General features: G+C 42.4%; 17 protein-coding genes and 1 riboswitch. Of the genes, 9 read left to right on the forward strand and 8 right to left on the reverse strand.

What is annotated here, in order from left to right:
• Nucleotides 1-335 precede the first annotated feature (335 nt).
• The 4 genes from I2483_RS03620 to I2483_RS03635 form a co-directional block, all read right to left on the reverse strand.
• Nucleotides 336-494, reverse strand: coding sequence for a hypothetical protein (locus I2483_RS03620; RefSeq protein WP_207173996.1), 159 nt, complete (start codon nucleotides 492-494; stop codon nucleotides 336-338).
• Nucleotides 491-967 carry a hypothetical protein gene (locus I2483_RS03625; RefSeq protein ID WP_207173997.1) on the reverse strand — a complete coding sequence of 159 codons (477 nt, stop codon included), beginning with the start codon at nucleotides 965-967 and terminating at the stop codon, nucleotides 491-493. The genes I2483_RS03620 and I2483_RS03625 overlap by 4 nt, the downstream gene beginning before the upstream one ends.
• Before the next feature lie 43 nt (nucleotides 968-1,010).
• On the reverse strand, nucleotides 1,011-1,664 hold the full coding sequence (locus I2483_RS03630) for a pentapeptide repeat-containing protein (RefSeq protein ID WP_207173998.1): 654 nt from the start codon (nucleotides 1,662-1,664) through the stop codon (nucleotides 1,011-1,013).
• A gap of 133 nt (nucleotides 1,665-1,797) precedes the next feature.
• Nucleotides 1,798-2,664 (reverse strand): putative RNA methyltransferase, encoded by an 867-nt coding sequence (locus tag I2483_RS03635; RefSeq protein ID WP_207173999.1) that lies wholly within the window; start codon nucleotides 2,662-2,664, stop codon nucleotides 1,798-1,800.
• Nucleotides 2,665-2,821: 157 nt separating this feature from the next.
• Here I2483_RS03635 and I2483_RS03640 point away from each other — a divergent pair, with 157 nt between their 5' ends.
• Nucleotides 2,822-3,949 (forward strand): CAP domain-containing protein, encoded by a 1,128-nt coding sequence (locus tag I2483_RS03640; RefSeq protein WP_207174000.1) that lies wholly within the window; start codon nucleotides 2,822-2,824, stop codon nucleotides 3,947-3,949.
• Between the two features lie 110 nt (nucleotides 3,950-4,059).
• On the opposite strand, the gene I2483_RS03645 is transcribed toward I2483_RS03640, so the two are convergent.
• Together I2483_RS03645 and I2483_RS03650 are read right to left on the reverse strand one after the other, a co-directional pair.
• Entirely contained in the window at nucleotides 4,060-4,617 is a 558-nt protein-coding gene (locus I2483_RS03645) for a superoxide dismutase family protein (RefSeq protein ID WP_255550262.1), read from the reverse strand.
• A gap of 225 nt (nucleotides 4,618-4,842) precedes the next feature.
• Nucleotides 4,843-5,526, reverse strand: coding sequence for a phosphoribosylaminoimidazolesuccinocarboxamide synthase (locus tag I2483_RS03650; RefSeq protein WP_207174001.1), 684 nt, complete (start codon nucleotides 5,524-5,526; stop codon nucleotides 4,843-4,845).
• 295 nt (nucleotides 5,527-5,821) lie between these two features.
• Here I2483_RS03650 and I2483_RS03655 point away from each other — a divergent pair, with 295 nt between their 5' ends.
• From I2483_RS03655 to I2483_RS03690, 8 genes are all read left to right on the forward strand, one after another.
• Nucleotides 5,822-6,541, forward strand: a complete 720-nt coding sequence (locus I2483_RS03655; RefSeq protein ID WP_207174002.1) for a YebC/PmpR family DNA-binding transcriptional regulator — start codon at nucleotides 5,822-5,824, stop codon at nucleotides 6,539-6,541.
• Nucleotides 6,542-6,614: 73 nt separating this feature from the next.
• Nucleotides 6,615-6,723, forward strand: a riboswitch (TPP riboswitch).
• Between the two features lie 231 nt (nucleotides 6,724-6,954).
• Complete coding sequence (locus tag I2483_RS03660; protein ID WP_207174003.1) at nucleotides 6,955-7,560, forward strand: thiamine phosphate synthase; 606 nt, start codon at nucleotides 6,955-6,957, stop codon at nucleotides 7,558-7,560.
• On the forward strand, nucleotides 7,544-8,644 hold the full coding sequence (gene thiO / locus I2483_RS03665) for a glycine oxidase ThiO (protein WP_207174004.1): 1,101 nt from the start codon (nucleotides 7,544-7,546) through the stop codon (nucleotides 8,642-8,644). Before I2483_RS03660 ends, thiO begins: the two co-directional genes overlap by 17 nt.
• Complete coding sequence (thiS, locus tag I2483_RS03670) at nucleotides 8,607-8,813, forward strand: sulfur carrier protein ThiS (protein WP_186671555.1); 207 nt, start codon at nucleotides 8,607-8,609, stop codon at nucleotides 8,811-8,813. Before thiO ends, thiS begins: the two co-directional genes overlap by 38 nt.
• On the forward strand, nucleotides 8,810-9,583 hold the full coding sequence (locus I2483_RS03675; protein ID WP_207174125.1) for a thiazole synthase: 774 nt from the start codon (nucleotides 8,810-8,812) through the stop codon (nucleotides 9,581-9,583). The genes thiS and I2483_RS03675 overlap by 4 nt, the downstream gene beginning before the upstream one ends.
• Nucleotides 9,580-10,596 (forward strand): ThiF family adenylyltransferase, encoded by a 1,017-nt coding sequence (locus I2483_RS03680; RefSeq protein ID WP_207174005.1) that lies wholly within the window; start codon nucleotides 9,580-9,582, stop codon nucleotides 10,594-10,596. The genes I2483_RS03675 and I2483_RS03680 overlap by 4 nt, the downstream gene beginning before the upstream one ends.
• 394 nt (nucleotides 10,597-10,990) lie before the next feature.
• Nucleotides 10,991-12,544, forward strand: coding sequence for an IS200/IS605 family accessory protein TnpB-related protein (locus I2483_RS03685; protein WP_207174006.1), 1,554 nt, complete (start codon nucleotides 10,991-10,993; stop codon nucleotides 12,542-12,544).
• A 379-nt stretch (nucleotides 12,545-12,923) separates the two neighbouring features.
• On the forward strand, nucleotides 12,924-13,772 hold the full coding sequence (locus tag I2483_RS03690; protein ID WP_207174126.1) for a YitT family protein: 849 nt from the start codon (nucleotides 12,924-12,926) through the stop codon (nucleotides 13,770-13,772).
• 67 nt (nucleotides 13,773-13,839) lie between these two features.
• Here the strand turns inward: I2483_RS03690 and I2483_RS03695 are convergent, their stop codons facing one another.
• Both I2483_RS03695 and I2483_RS03700 read right to left on the reverse strand, forming a co-directional pair.
• Entirely contained in the window at nucleotides 13,840-14,910 is a 1,071-nt protein-coding gene (locus I2483_RS03695; RefSeq protein WP_207174007.1) for a toxic anion resistance protein, read from the reverse strand.
• 5 nt (nucleotides 14,911-14,915) lie between these two features.
• Entirely contained in the window at nucleotides 14,916-16,544 is a 1,629-nt protein-coding gene (locus I2483_RS03700; RefSeq protein ID WP_207174008.1) for a YceG family protein, read from the reverse strand.
• Between the last annotated feature and the right edge of the window lie 47 nt (nucleotides 16,545-16,591).

The following is a 16,591-nucleotide window of genomic DNA, read 5'->3' on the forward strand; positions in this document are numbered from 1 at the left end:
CCGACAAGCGCTGGAGGGCCTTAAGAGAAAGGCGCCCTTTGCCTTTAACTTAAGGACTGAAGCGACTCGAGGGGCTAGGCGCTGGAGCTAGACACTAAGAAAAGCGCAAGCGCCTAAAAGGAACGCAGCTTAAGGGCGCCACTTCCTGTGGCAACAGCTGCATGACCTACATCCTGTAGGCCCAAGCGCAAGCGCCTGTTCTAGCCCCGACAAGCGCTGGAAGGCCTTAAGAGAAAGGCGTACTTTGCCTTTAACTTAAGGCCTGAAGCGACTCGTGGAGCTAGACAACAAGAAAAAGCGCACCAAGGATTAAAATCCCTGGTGCGCTTTTTCAATTAACGATAATCAACTTCTTCAATCAATTCAACAACCGTCACAATCGGCGCCATCCCGTTTTCCATATTATTTACTGTTGCCTTCATTGTGAAATAAATAGCAATAATACTTAATATAGTCAGTAGAACAAGGCCAATGACAAGGTTTTTGCCTTTCATCGAGCATCATCCTCGTCTTCGGCTCTTACGAATTCCTCTTCAATCAAATAGACGTCAGCTTCGTTATAATCACCGAAACTTTCTTCAAGATTCAAGCCGTGATACAAGTTCCAGAAGCCTTGCTCTTCCATAAGGATCAGCTCTTCACCTTCATTGTTCACAAACCTTTGTACAATAGCTTGCGGTTCAGGCGCACCTTCAGATAAAGCCTTGATAGAATCTGCAATGATTTTCCGCAGTTCCTCTTCTGAAGCTTCACGGATATTGACCAGACCACGTTCATCCGCATCGTATCCAGGAATTCCTGCTACATAGATAAAACCGTTACCGTTCGGATGTAAGTGCTGAACGACGACTGTTTTTTCATATAAGCTCTCTTCAAAATGATAGTTGACCCGTTTCATTGACACGTCTTTACGTGTAAGTTCGGGAATTGTTTCGATGATCTGTTGTTTCTCTTCAAATGTCAACATATATGTCCACTCTTTTCCACTCTGATTTCGTTTAAGTATACCATTATTCTTCTTTCACGGATAACCCCAGCACACGCGCGAAGCCAATTGCCTGATCTTTTGACACAATACAGCCGGCAATTTTCGGCAGCGTGACCTCAATCCGGTCATATGTACTATCCGACAAGTCAACGCCGTTCAAGTCCGTTTCGGTGAAATTGATATTATCCAGCTTACATACCTTAAATTGCACATTATTAAATGAGCTTTCATAAATATCGCCATCTGTTAAATTACACTCAGCAAACTCGACTTCCTTCATGCTGGAGAAGCTGAAGTTAATGTAGCGCCCGTCACATTCCTTGAGTAGCGTATGCCCTACTTTTGCGTTCGCAAAGTCCGCGCCTGTCAGTTTCGAATTTACGATTTCACATCTATGGAACATGGCACCCTGAAAATTAACATTGGATAAATCGCATGTATCAAAAACGACATCAACAAATTCCGCTCCTGCAAAATCACTTCCTGCAAACGATACATCCTTAAAGATCACATCATCGAAAGTCAGTCGTTCACCTTCCGCACCGGTCATATAGCCACCGTCAATTCGGACTTTTTCAATGTATCCTTCATTATCGAGAATCGCTTCCACCCGCATGGCCTTATGGGCTACGGATAATTTCGGTTTCTGTCTTTTACTAACCTTTTTTTTAGTCACGAATGAGTCCCCCTTTAGCGTGTTTTCCATTCCGTTATAATAATAAAAATAATAATAACCGCAATCGCGAGAATATAAAACCAGCTTGGAACACCGCTAATTCCACCAAACATCTTCCTCGCCCCTTTCTCTACTAAACCCTTTTCACGCCTGAAATGACGGTGAAATCGATTGTTATGCTCTGTATATCCATCGCTAGCGCCTCTTCAATCTTTTCCTCACTAGCGCCCCATGTGAGCGGCGTCATGCGAATAAGCGGCGCAAGAAGACCAACCGGTAATGGAAAGACATACGTAATCCGTTCCGTCGTGACAGCATCATAATGTTGCGCGAAGCGCGTGACGGAATCCGTATCGTCTATGCGTTCTTCATCGTCATAAAAGATTGCCCGTAACTCCTTTAGATAACCGCTTTCCGGTACTGCTTTCACGAACAATCCATCCGGTTTCAGAATACGTGTAAACTCTGCGTAATTTGCCGGCGATAAAATATTTAAAATAACGTCGAATTGGTCTTCTTGAAACGGACAGTTTGCCAGGTCTGCGACACCCCAAATTGAGCCTGGATACTCTTTCGCTGCCGCAGTAATTCCCTCTTTCGCGAGATCAATGCCTACCCCATTTGTTTTTCCAGTCAATTGTGAAAGAATTGCCGACAAGTGCGTGCCTTCCCCGCAACCCGCGTCCAGGATGAAAGCCTGCTCCCGTCCTTCTATATGCGCACGGACTTTATGTGTAATAAACTCCAGAACCTGATTAAAAAACCCGCTGCTCATTACCGTTTTCCGTGCTTCAAACAGCGATTTATCGTACTTCGTCACATGTGCCTGCGGAGCCAAGTTAACATAGCCATTTTTCGATAAATCGAATGAGTGATTATCTGTGCAAACGAGCCTTGACTTGTCCACCATAACCATTCCTGACGCGCAGATTGGGCATCTGAATACATGCGAGTTGTTTTCCATCACTTGTGCATTGAACATTTTTTTAGATATAGTCATACGTTGAAAACTCCGTTCATCTGTTGTTCTATTAGTATACAGCTTTTCGCTGAGTACTGGAAATGGAGCGAACCCAGTTTATACCGTCACACAAAACACCTTCATACTGTATTCAACTAGTCCCAAGGGGTTACAATAGCAAGTAGGAGGCGATTCCATGAAACGATTATTCCTATTCATCCTTTTCATTGCTGCACTTTTTTTCACAAAACCGTACTGGGAAGAACCAGTCTCACAATATGTCGACATCTCATTTCTTGAACCCGTTGACGAAAAAATCGACACTCTTTTGACGAATGAATCCCTCGATACAGCAATCCATTCCATTAGCAACACCATAGATAAAGCGCTATCTTACTTAACTTCAAAAACGGCTGAAATCGAAGAATCTATCCCTATTACAGAAAAACCAGTGTTGAATAAACCCGTAAAAACGCAGGTCTCAATTCACAATATCGAACTCGGTAGCCCACAAGAAAAAGTAACAACCGAACTTGGGGAGCCAAAAAATCATTCCATGAACGAATACGGTACCGAATGGTTTACTTATCACGACGGCTATCAAAACTTCGTCTTGGTTTCATTCAATGAAAAACAAACAGTGAACGCCATTTATACAAATGATGACCTCATTTCATCAACTGCTGGCATTAAATACGGTTCCCTAAAATCGACTGTGCGTGAAACATTCGGCGAACCAATCACAGAAATCCGAAAAGGGTTGAATATTTTCATGCTTCAAGAAAGTGAAGGTTTCGACGTCTTTAAATCAGGAGACACCTACACGTACGTTTTTTATGATTTGCATCAAAATGACGAAGTCACGGCCATTCAGCTAATTAATGATTCACTGGAAAAGAAAAAAACCGGCATCTATGCCGGCGGTGATGCAAACTTACGAAACGGTTTCGAACAACAACTTTTCGACTTAACGAATGCAGCGCGTGTCCGTCACGGGCTTTCTATCCTAAAATGGGAGCCAAACGTAGCAGGTACAGCACGAAAACACAGTGCCGACATGGCAGATAATGATTATTTTAGCCATGAGAACAAGCAAGGTAAATCCCCGTTCGACCGGATGAAAGATGACGGCGTCAGTTTCCGGGGAGCGGGTGAAAACCTGGCGTATGGCCAATCAAGCAGTATTTTTGCACATGAAGGCCTTATGAATTCCGAGGGGCACCGTGAGAACATTTTGTTGGATACTTACAGCCACCTTGGTACAGGCGTTTCGTTCAATGAAAAATTGCAGCCTTATTATACGGAAAACTTTTTGTTGAAATAGGGCTAGGTTATGGTGATTGATTGATTGATTGATTGATTGATTGATTGATTGATTGATTGGGCGGGTGTGTGGGCATCGGATATGAGTGGTCGCACGGCGTATATAATCGCTTAAGAACCGCTTTTCACTGCCGCGCAGGCAATCCGGTCACCTGAATTACCCGCCGGATCCGTTTTATAGTCATCTGCTTTTTCATGAATAACAAGGGAACTGCCGTCAGCATCGAGAAGTGAGTTCTTCACGCCCTGCTTTAACGTAACCAAGGCGGTCGTCACTTCTGCAGTGATTTTACCTTCTGCATCGACTTCGAGGTTCGGCAAATCACCTAAATGAAACCCTTTGGGATTATCAAATCCATGTTCTTTATGCCCTGGATTAAAATGACCTCCAGCAGATTTAAAGTCAGGCGGTGTACACACAGCGATTTCATGAATATGAACGCCATGTTTGCCAGGTGACAATCCCTCAGCCTGGATGTTAATTGTCACACCGTCAATTCCTTCAACAAAGCTAGCCTCACCAATTTTACTCCCTTTCGTATTCAAAATCGGCGACGTCACCGATTGAACGTTTTCCCCAGTGACTGGTAACTTAACTCCATTCTTCCCACACCCACCGGCAATTAGAAGGACAGACAACATGATGGACAATACAATTTTTTGTTTCAATATGATTCCTCCTCGATATCTCTTCACTATGGAGGATGGCTTTAATTCATTTTAATATGTATGGAAACTTAAAATTGTTCCCCTATCTTTTATTTCCATTTACGTCAGGGTAATCAATAAACTATTTTATCCATTTCAATATATTTGGAAGTTGCAGCTGATAAAAATAAGTAAACAAAAACCGCTGCCAACTCCACTTTTGTGGAATTAACAGCGGTTTTTCATTTACGCTAGTACTAATTTTTCAAGATCCATTGGTGAAATATATGTACCGTCTTTATAGACGCGCATATTACCGCCAGAAATTTCGTCGATTAGCATGATCTTACCTGTTTCAGCATCGCGTCCAAACTCAAGTTTAATATCATACAAGTCAAGACCTTTAGCTGCAAGTTCGGCTTTAACTACGCCTGAAATTTCTTTCGTCAACGCTTCAAGTGTAACGTATTCATCTGTCGTCAATAGACCGAGTTGTGCAAGTCCATCCTTGTTAATCGGCGGGTCTTGGCGATCGTCGTCTTTTAGCGTTACTTCGACGAATGCGTCCAGGGGTTGTCCCTCTTCGCAATACGCGCCGTATCTGCGCAAGAAACTTCCAACTGCACGGTATCTACAAATCACTTCGAGACCTTTACCAAATACTTTCGCAGATCGTACTGTCATCGTTACTTCTTCAATATTAGCATCTACATAATGAGTCGGAATATCTTTATCAGCCATTTTCTCAAAGAAAAACGTTGTCATCCGCAATCCAGATTGCCCTGCACCTTCAATCGATAAGCCGACTGTGTTCGCACCAGGATCGAAAACCCCGTCTTCTCCGGTTACATCATCTTTAAATTTCAGCAGCACATTGCTGTCGTCCAGTTTATATACATCTTTCGTCTTTCCTTTATATATGAGTTCCATGTTTATGTTCCCTTCTATAGTAGGATGAACGTTCACCTTTAGTATAATTGAGAATCGTCATAAGAAAAAGAGTTATTCTTAAATATCGGATATTGTTCTTCTTGTCACGACAAAACTGTACGATAGCAGACAAATTCTACGACAGATTCAAGGAACCAGACAACAGTGAATGCACTATTCTCTCCCGACACAACTAGCCTCCCCATTTTTTGAAATTCCCACTCGTCTACTTGCATACACTTGTTGTATACTTATTGTAGTAAATCTATGTTAAATCGAAAGCGAGTGGAACTTCATGGGCCGTAAATGGAACAATATCAAAGAGAAAAAAGCGTCAAGAGATGCGGACACGAGTCGCATTTATGCAAAATTCGGACGTGAAATTTACGTAGTAGCGAAGCAAGGTGAGCCAGATCCTGAATTGAATCAAGCGCTAAAATTTGTTGTAGAACGCGCAAAAACATACAGTGTACCAAAAGCAATTATTGACCGTGCGATTGAAAAAGCAAAAGGCGGTTCAGAAGAAAACTTTACTGAGCTTCGTTATGAAGGATTCGGACCTAACGGCTCGATGGTTATTGTCGATACACTGACAAATAACGTCAATCGTACAGCATCAGAAGTACGTGCTGCATTCGGTAAAAATGGTGGTAATATGGGCGTCAGCGGATCCGTTTCCTATATGTTCGATGCGACTGCAGTTATTGGAATTGAAGGTAAATCTGCCGACGATGTTCTCGAACTGTTAATGGATGCGGACGTCGAAGTGCGTGATATTTTGGAGGAAGAGGAATCAGTCATCATTTATGCTGAACCCGACCAGTTCCACGTCGTTCAGGAAGTATTGAAAGGTGCCGGTATTACAGAATTTAACGTCGCTGAAATAACAATGCTGGCGCAAAACGACTTGACTCTTTCACCAGAAGCACAAGCACAATTCGAAAAAATGATTGATGTCCTCGATGAGTTGGAAGATGTTCAACAAGTGCATCATAACGTCCACTTAGACGACTAAGCGCAACTGTTCATCCTTTCATTCATTCCATTGACATGCTATGCTACTAATAGATTGACAACTTCATACCATATTCGACCATTAGGGGAATCCTTTTAAAGGACTGAGAAACGAGTTCCACTCCGCTACCCTTATCACCTGAACAGGTTTGTACCTGCGTAGGGAAGTGGCGTGTCTTCCTATCAGTGCATTCTAATGCCATCGACAGACCACTTTCCATACCTGGAGAGTGGTCTTTTTATATTGAAAAGCGGAAGGCGCCGCCCAGCTCCGACAGGCATAAGTCGATCCAGAGACGTGGCGCTCTTTGCCACATAGCTGGATTGCTTATGACCTGAGGGGCTGGCGCCTGCAACTAGACACTGTTCCGAGGTAAAAACCTTTACTATTTCTTTTGGATAAGGAGAAGTTTAATGAAAATAATCGCCGTAACAGATGACAAAATGGAAACTAGTCAATTGCTTCATACCTTATTATCAATCGAATCTTCTATCGACGCCGCCTTCTTACGTGAAAAGTCTAAAACGGATTCAGAAGTAATAGCGTTGATTCAACAATTAATTGAATCGGGCTTTGATTCAACCAAACTAATTGTCCACGGGCGAACGAATGTCGCTTCAATTTCGGGGATTAAAAAAGTACAACTACCCGGAAACGACGCACCGCTAGCGCTACTCAAAAAACAATATCCCGTTATCTCATTTGGCAGATCTGTCCACTCTTTGGATGAAGCTGAAACTGCATATAAGGCAGGTGCCGACTGGGTTCTCTATGGTCATTTATTCGAGACAAGTTCAAAAGTTGGCCTACCGCCCCGCGGAACCGATGAGCTTTTTCAAATCCTTGAATCGCTACCCATTCCCGTCTATGCGATTGGCGGCATTCAACCGCACCACCTTCCGCAATTAAACCAAGGCGGAGTTGCAGGGATTGCGGTGATGTCATCCATTTTCGGCAGTGACAATCCCGATATTGCTGCGACAGCCTATAAGGATGCCAGCCATGCCACAACAAGTTGATGTAGTCGTAATTGGCGGGGGAATTATCGGTTGCAGCATCGCTTACTATTTAGCAAAAGAGTGCTTGTCTGTTCACCTTGTTGAACGCGATAAAATCGCCCAAGGCACCACTCGGGCAGCCGGTGGAATGCTTGGTGCTCACTCTGAATACTTAAATGACACCTTTTATTCATTCGCACGCGAAAGTCAGGCACTGTATCAAGAATTTAAGCTCGAAAAAGATGCCGACATCGGTTATACAGCTGGTGGAATTGTTCAATTCGCTTGTTCCGAAGAAGAACGAATTGCCCTCTCCCGCTGGAATAACGCAGCTTATCTTTCAGCTGAACAAGTTCGCGAACGAATTCCGCATGTCGCCGCACCTGCTTTTGGTGCATATCTTTTTAAGGAAGATGTCCATGTTCATCCCGAAAAGGCTTGCCTGGCATTTTGCGCAGCAGCTAAACGTTTGGGTGCAACTGTTTCAGAACAGGCTCAAGTCGATGAGATCACAACGTTGCATGACGGCTATCAGATACGCATTGGAGCGTCCGTTATCACAGCAAGACATGTAGTGATTGCAGGTGGTACAGCGAGTGCCAAGCTTGTGCCAAGGCTTCAAATGACGGCAGTGAAAGGCCAATGTATGCAACTCAACGCGATGGGCAGGCACTTACCTTATACACTTTTTCATAATGGCTGTTACGTCATTCCTCGCCCGGATGGAACGCTTGTCATCGGGGCTACGATGGAACAGGGACTTACAGATTTGCAGATAACAGATGCCGGTAATCTGGCGTTGAATGCAATTGCAGAACGATTTATTCCTGGTCTTTCTCACCTTCCTGTTATGAACAGATGGGCAGGTCTGCGTCCGAAAACCATTGATGAATTGCCGTATATCGGTCGGGTTCCCGGGAACAAGAATATGTATATCGCGGCGGGTCATTTCAGGAATGGGATTTTATTGGCACCCGTAACTGCCTGCTTGATTCGAGATTTAATCATCGGAAATGAAGTGAATAGAGAGCGGATTAAGGCATTTGATCCGAAAAGGGGGGTTTTTCATGAAGCGAACAATCGAACTGAACGGCAATCGGTATGACATGCCGGCAGAAGTTGGTAATGTGCAGGAACTGCTAGGGCATCTGGAACTTGCGGAACGCATCGTCATCGTGGAAATGAACAGAGATATTCTTGCGAAAGACGCATATGACTTGCCCATCAATGACCGCGACCAAATTGAAATCATTCACTTTGTAGGAGGAGGATAATTATGCTAACAATCGGCAATAAAACATTCAACTCAAGACTGCTACTAGGAACAGGAAAATACCCGTCATTTGATGTGCAAAAAGAGGCGGCGCGAGTATCAGAGTCAGAAATTCTAACATTCGCAGTAAGACGTATGAATATCTTTGAGCCATCACAACCAAATTTCCTTGAACAACTTGATCTGTCAAAATACACGCTATTGCCAAATACAGCTGGCGCAAAAACAGCTGAAGAAGCGGTGCGCATCGCGAAACTGGCAAAAGCATCAGGGCTTTGCGACATGATAAAAGTTGAAATCATCGGCTGTGACCAATCATTACTCCCCGATCCAGTAGAGACACTTCGCGCAACAGAAATGCTGTTGGATGAAGGGTTCATCGTCCTTCCTTATACGTCGGATGATGTTGTGCTTGCGCGCAGATTATGCGAAATGGGTGTTCACGCAATCATGCCAGGTGCATCCCCAATTGGATCAGGGCGCGGTATTTTGAATCCACTCAACTTGTCGTTCATCATTGAAAAATCCACTGTACCGGTTATTATCGATGCAGGAATCGGCTCGCCGAAAGATGCAGCTTATGCGATGGAGCTAGGTGCGGACGGGGTATTATTGAACACAGCGGTTTCAGAAGCTGGAGACCCCATTAAAATGGCCCTTGCCATGAAACTCGCAATCGAAGCAGGACGACTTGGCTATGAAGCGGGTCGTATGCCTGAGCGCGATTACGCGGTTGCGAGCAGCCCTACAGAAGGGCTTGTAACCATTTGAGCGAGAGATATTCCCGCCAGGAGCTATTTGCCCCAATTGGCGAAGATGGACAGAAAAAAATACGTACGGCAAGTGTTTTCATATTAGGTGCCGGCGCGCTTGGCTCATCTGGTGCTGAAATGCTAGTCCGTGCAGGCGTTGGGCGCGTAACGATTGTTGACCGGGATATTATCGAGTGGACCAATCTGCATCGCCAGCAACTGTATATCGAGCAAGACGTCATTGAGCAATTGCCAAAAGCGGTTGCCGCCGAGAAGCGATTGACTGCGATTAATAGCGATGTAGATGTAACAGGAATTGTTATCGATGTCACGTCGCAAAACGTCCTTGATTTGATGGGTGGACATGATGTAGTGCTGGATGCAACAGACAATATTGAAACACGGCTGCTGGCGAACGATGCGGCGCTAAAACTCGGCATCCCTTTTTTCATGGGCGCATGTGTTGGCAGTTATGGCCTGACGTTCCCGATCGGCATTCAAGACAATCAACCGTGTCTGCATTGTTTACTAGAGACATTGCCATCACAGACATTGACATGTGACACAGTCGGCGTTATCAGCCCGATTGTCGTTACTACAGCTGCTCGCCAAGTTGCTGACGTGTTAAAATATATAACGAGAACACCATTTGAACCAAAACTTGAATCTGTTGATTTATGGACAGGCAACCGAGCTTCAATTGGAGTTGCAAGCATGAAGAAAGCGGGTTGTCCAAGCTGTTCCGAAAATGCTGTGTATCCGTTCCTTTCAGCCCATGAGTCTATGAAAACAGCGGTGCTTTGTGGACGTGACACCGTCCAATTGTCTTGGCCTAAAAGTAGAAAGTTTGAGCTCCTCCCTTTCGCCGAATCAATTCGCGGAACTGTTTCTAATTTAATCCACAATCCACATCTCGTCGCCTGTGAATATAGCGGCCACCGCATCGTACTATTCCGTGACGGCCGCATGCTTGTGCATGGAACGAAGGATGTTGTGACAGCGAAGAAAATTGCGGCGCGGTTGTTGGGTTGATGATTTAACTGGGTATTTATCAGCGATTGCCATTAAGCTATTTTCTGCTTGGGCAAGACATATATCATATTTCACCATACCATTAGGAACATGAGAATCCGGATTAATACGGGTTCTCTTTTCTTATTTTCATCAAGCCAAGCACAAATTTCTACCTGAAGGAATTTCATCAAACGTTTAAGGGTATACAGCAGTTAACATTTTAAATAGACATACGTATAATAACACGCGTATACATAGATATTCCGAATTACTGATTTAGTTATTCGACAGTAATAGGGTTTAATCTGCTGTGGTTACGGGTATTTAGATATATAATTCGTGAATTAAGATTACTATCTTCGAGCAATTATACGGGCCGCGGATTAAAAAACAGTCGAGGAGGCAATCATCCATGTTCCGAACCTATCAAACGAAATTGAAGAACGGGATGATTGTTCTTCTTGATTATAGTGAAATTCCTGTTTACGTCTATTTCCAACAGTACGCTAAGGAATTTGGTCGGATAGAGAGAAGGTTGTTTGTTGATGTATACGTTCGAAAAAAACCGACAAATCAGCTAAAAGTAGAGTATTGTGCAAACTATCAACTCACCGCAATGCAATACAACAGCATTAAAAACCAATTGGATGGCCGAGTATCATCGAAAAAAGAAGTAACAAAACTACATATCGAAGAAACGAAAGAAAAGATTTATCAAACCAGAAAATTCCTGACGAAAAAGATTGCACAAAAAGAAAAGGCCCAAAACACTTTAGTAAAAATGAGAGGAGATGAGCCTTCTTTTTTGAAAAAAGTGAACAGTTACCGGAAATTAAAAATGGCTATTCATCAAAAAAAGAGGAAGCTACATCGTTTACAAGTAAAAATGGAACGCCTGGAATGTGATGAAAAGTGTGGCGTTGCTCGTTTGTGTTTCGGCTCGAAAAAGTTATTTCACAAGCAATTTCATCTTACAGAAAATGATTTATCATTCGAACAGTGGAAAAACAACTGGGAAAAAGCCCGTGCCTCGCAGTTTACGTTTATCGGATCAAAAGATGAAACCTATGGCAATCAAAGTTGTACGTATGATTTGGAAAACCAGTTGCGCATCCGTGTCAATCGAAAAGACGAAGGGAAATTCGGAAAATATATCGTTCTTTCAAATATACACTTCACGTATGGACAAGAAAATATTGATAAAGCAAAAGTTCCGACTATCGGTTATACAAAAGGCAAAGGAAACAAAGTCCGGTATTATCGAGCGCTGACATGTAAATTTATTTTTAAAAACAGGCATTGGTATCTCAATATGTCGGTTGATGTGGATACGGCTGAAATAAAGACATTGCAAAATCACGGGCAAATAGGCGTTGATTTTAACGCCAGCTTTTTGGCTGTTACAGATGTTGATCGTTTTGGGAATCATGTGCATTCGTTTCAAGTCCCATTTAAGGCCTATCATGTGTCTACCCAACAAGCGAAACAAAGTTTAAGCGATGCATTAAAACGAGTTGTTGACTATGCAGTAGTAAAACAAAAGCCAATCGCACACGAAAAATTAGATTTTAAAAAGAAAAAACAACAACTGAAACAACTATCGAATAAACAGGCAAAGGTGTTAAGTGGATTTGCCTATACTTCGTTTCAATCCATGTTAACAAGCAAATGCCAAAAAGACGGCATAGCAGTCGTGGCTGTTAATCCCGCGTATACCAGTCAAATTGGACAGCATAAATTTATGAAAAAGTATGGATTAAGTTCACATGGAAGTGCAGCTATGGTGATTGCAAGGAGGGGCTTGGAATTGAAAAAGACAGAACAGGTCCCCACCAACCGGTTAATTCAAGGAAATCAAGATTCAATAATTCTAAAAAAACGATTTGAGCAATGGAAAGAACTTAGCAAACAATGGAAATCATATACTTTTGGTCAGAAAATCGAACTTTTATATCATGTATTTTAAGCTTAACTTGAACGATTGGTTGCCTTGCGATGGCAATGCCACACTGAACCTGTAAGGAAGAAAGTGTGCCCATGAAATCGCAGTTTTCGGCAACATACATGTCAATTAGCTGGTGTTGGATCACCCATCAGGGCAGAAATTCTGATCCTTAGAAGTCCCTAGATTCATCCAGGGATGACTGTGTGATGTGGCTGTATACCTTTGATGTGAAAGTGAAAGCCTTTCAATGCGAATCGTAAGGGGGGTTCCGTTCTTGCCCTTGCGTGGATGTCTACTTATGTATACATTCTTTCGAACGGTACCATTTCAATATAAGGTTCGTTACAATGGAGGTTCTAACAAATTATTTTATCTTTATTCAAAACAACTGGAGGTTGTCATGTTTTTCTTAGAAGCAAAACGTATTATTGTCGTCATCTTTGGTTCCTTATTACTTGCAATCTCGCTTAACTTCTTTTTAATCAACGCAAATGTCTATGCCAGCGGATTTGCAGGTGCCGCGCAACTGACATCTAGTCTATTTAAAGATTTCTTAGGCATTGAAGTTAGTACCGGTATTCTATTGTTAGTATTTAATATCCCGGTCTTTATATTAGGGTGGTACAAAGTAGGTAGAGGATTTACTATCTATAGCATCGTGTCCGTTATCTTTGTAACGATTTTCTTAGAACTCTTACCCGTTCTATCTGTATCAGACGATATTATTCTAAATGCAGTGTTTGGCGGTGTAATTGCGGGAGTGGGCGTTGGGATTTCGATGAAATTAGGGGCTTCTACTGGCGGAATGGATATTATCGCCATGGTCCTATCACGCTTACAAGATAAGCCAATTGGAACCTATTTCTTACTGCTGAATGGTGTCATAATTGCCTTAGCGGGCTTTCTCTATGAACTAGAAAATGCGTTGTATACGATGTTAGCGTTGTATGTAACAACAGTCGTGATTGACGCACTCCATACACGTCATGAAAAAGTAACCGCCATGATTGTTACACAAAAAGCAGATGAATTGCAGCAAGCGATTCATCAAAAAATGGTACGCGGCATAACGATTCTTCCCGCAAAAGGTGCGTATTCGAAAGAAGATAAACATATGCTTTATCTCGTCATCACTCGTTATGAATTATATGATTTGGAAAAAATAATTAGCGAAACAGATCCAAATGCGTTTACAAATATTGTTCAAACTGCTGGCGTTTACGGATTCTTTAGACGTGAAGACGATTAAGTTAAATGAGTTCGTAAAGTATAAAAATGACTATACATCAATTGATGTATAGTCATTTTTATTACCATCACCTACCGAAATTTTTCATGCTGTCCTGTAGTTGTGCGATCCGTTTCAAACCATCTTCTCTTGTACGTTTGTTTTCATCTTCAATCGCTCTCGTTTCCTCAAGCCCTTTTACGATTGTGCTCCAACTCTCTTCAATTGTTTCAATTTTAATACTCGGACCACCCGCAGTACGAGCGATTTCAACACTTTGTCTAGCGATATTCTGCGAGTTTTTGAGTAGCATTTCATTAGTCCTTTTATCAAGTTCATCCATCGAATCCGCCACAAGTTTTTGACGTTTCGCTGCAACAGCTTGGATAATACCGTTTTTAAATATTGGAATCGTTGTTATAAATGCCGAATTTATTTTCCCAATAAGTTTCGTGTTGCCGCGTTGCAGGACACGTAATTGGGGTGCTGTTTGCAATGCAACCATTCTCGCCATCTCAAGATCGTATACCCGTTCTTCAAGTGACTGAATCGCGTTATTCATCGTATCCAATTCCATCTGCGCTAACTGATCACCGCCTGCTGATCTTTGTTCAAGACCTGGAACGAGCGCTCTCAGCTCTTCAGCTTTAATCTGCCCAGCTACAACATACTTTTCAAGCGCCATATAATAGTTATAGTTTTGGTCATACATTTCATCCATATTGGTCGTTGAACGAATCATTTCATCTTTATACTTTGAAATTTCGATGTGTATGCCTTCAATTTCCTTGCCAAGCGTTTGGTATTTACCGAACACTTTTTCAATTAATTTATCCCCACGTTTGAAAAATTTCCCCAAAAAACCTTTTGGCTCGTCAAAGTCATTTTTATCGAATTTATCCATCGTTTTCCCAAGTTGTTTCAACATCTCGCCTGAATCAGTTACACTCGACGAACGCATAGAAGCCAATATGCGATCCGCAAAAGTGGAAATTTCAACTGCCGGTTCTTTTCCGAATTCTAATAATCCGGTCTGATTTCTAGTATCGATTGACCGGACTAAGTTTTGGACCTCTGGATCCTGTCGCAACTGTAAGCGTAGTGCTTCCGCTTTATTTTCCGTCAATACTTCCACTTCATAATTCTTCGTTTCTTCCATGACAATCAATCCCTTCCGTTAAAAAGTCGATTTAAAAAACCGCTTACAACTGATGCATCCTTTTTGTTCTCCTGGAAAGATAGATCGAACACCATATCTTCTAACATATGATGATCAAAATATTCTTTCCCTATAAAGTGCTCCAGATCATTGTGACCGGGTGGATTGTATAATACGATATCAAGTCCAATTTCATTCAACAGTAACAGCAATGCTGCATCCGCCCTAGACAAAATACCATTAATTTCATTGTTATATAAAATCACTTTCGGAATCTCTTGCGCATAATCAAATGTCTGTAAAAGATTGATCAATTCTTCCGGTATAGAAGTTGCCTGAGTAAATAGATAGAGTGCGACTTGTTCCGGCGTTTCCCCCGGTTGAGCCTTCATTTTGGAATTGGCACAAATCCTTGAAATAGCCGCTGCAAGTCCTTTTTGAGCACCATCATGTAGTTGGCCGTACTGCCACCAGTTTCCTTGCATCATTTTTTCCGGTACTAAACGACCGTCTTTGCCAAGTGCATGTTGGTAATGGTATTGATTATTCGCTTTAGTTTCTTGTATGAAAGGGAACTTCTTCACTACTAGACAATTCGGTTGGCTAGTGAGCCGATGCATTTTATCCCAATACTCTTTTCGACTGGTCGAAACGCCAGAAACTTTTGCGAACAATGCAGGTATCTTCACTTCATCGCCATTGGCCGAGAAGCTCGGGCGTATAAATGCCTTTTCTTTCGCCAATAGAAAGATCTCGTCATATGTCGTTTTTAATGTAACTGCCACGGGGAGATGGTTGCGGAATTGCCATGGCTTATAATAAGCAGAACCTTCATGGTGAAGTACATGATCGATTTCTTTTGAAGCACGGTACGCGACTGTCCCTTGTCGTTTCGGCTCTTCTTGTGGGAAAGGTTGAATTTTCATCGTGGTCGGATATTCAGTCAAGAACGACCATTTGCTTTCAGGATCAAGCTCTTTAAATTCGTCTTTCCCTTCCGGATGAAGAATAACAACATCCATTCCCAACAAGATGGTGTAGAACAGAAAATACATCTGACTTTTGTTCATATCGCCATACCAGATGATATGCGGAATATCCTTATCGATTGGTGTTCCCTTCACCCATAGATCGATGTGATTCCACGTCCATTTAATGATATCCAGAAAAACGCGTCGGAATTCCGGATGATGAAATGCACCAGCATGATTTTTCTTGAATAGTTCAAGCACCTCAATAAGCGCTGACCTGACTAATCTATTGAAATCAGGGTCTTCTCCGTATTTCGGAAGCAACTGTGCACCCTCCAAAAAGGCAACAAATCGATTAATCGATAGATTCGGTTGTTCTTGAATAAGATCATAAATACGTTGGATGGATTGAAAGCGTTCCGGCGGCATTGTCTTATCAAGAGTTTCAGACAATACATGCACTCCAGGGGCCTGGCTAGCTGTGTATAATTCAATCATATATTCTGTTTCATCGAATCCTGATCCGACAATACGTGTAGCAATCTGACTGTATTGTATACGGTCTTCTCCCAATTGATAATCAGGGCGGGCGGCAATTGGTTTGCTGAGTTCGGTCGCCCAATTCGAATAATCAATCTTCTTTAACATCAGTTTCCTTATCATCTTCAATCCCCCCAATCACCTATTTTTATGCATCAATGGAAGGTTCG

Source organism: Sporosarcina sp. E16_3 (genome assembly GCF_017347125.1).
Taxonomy (GTDB): Bacteria; Bacillota; Bacilli; order Bacillales_A; family Planococcaceae; genus Sporosarcina.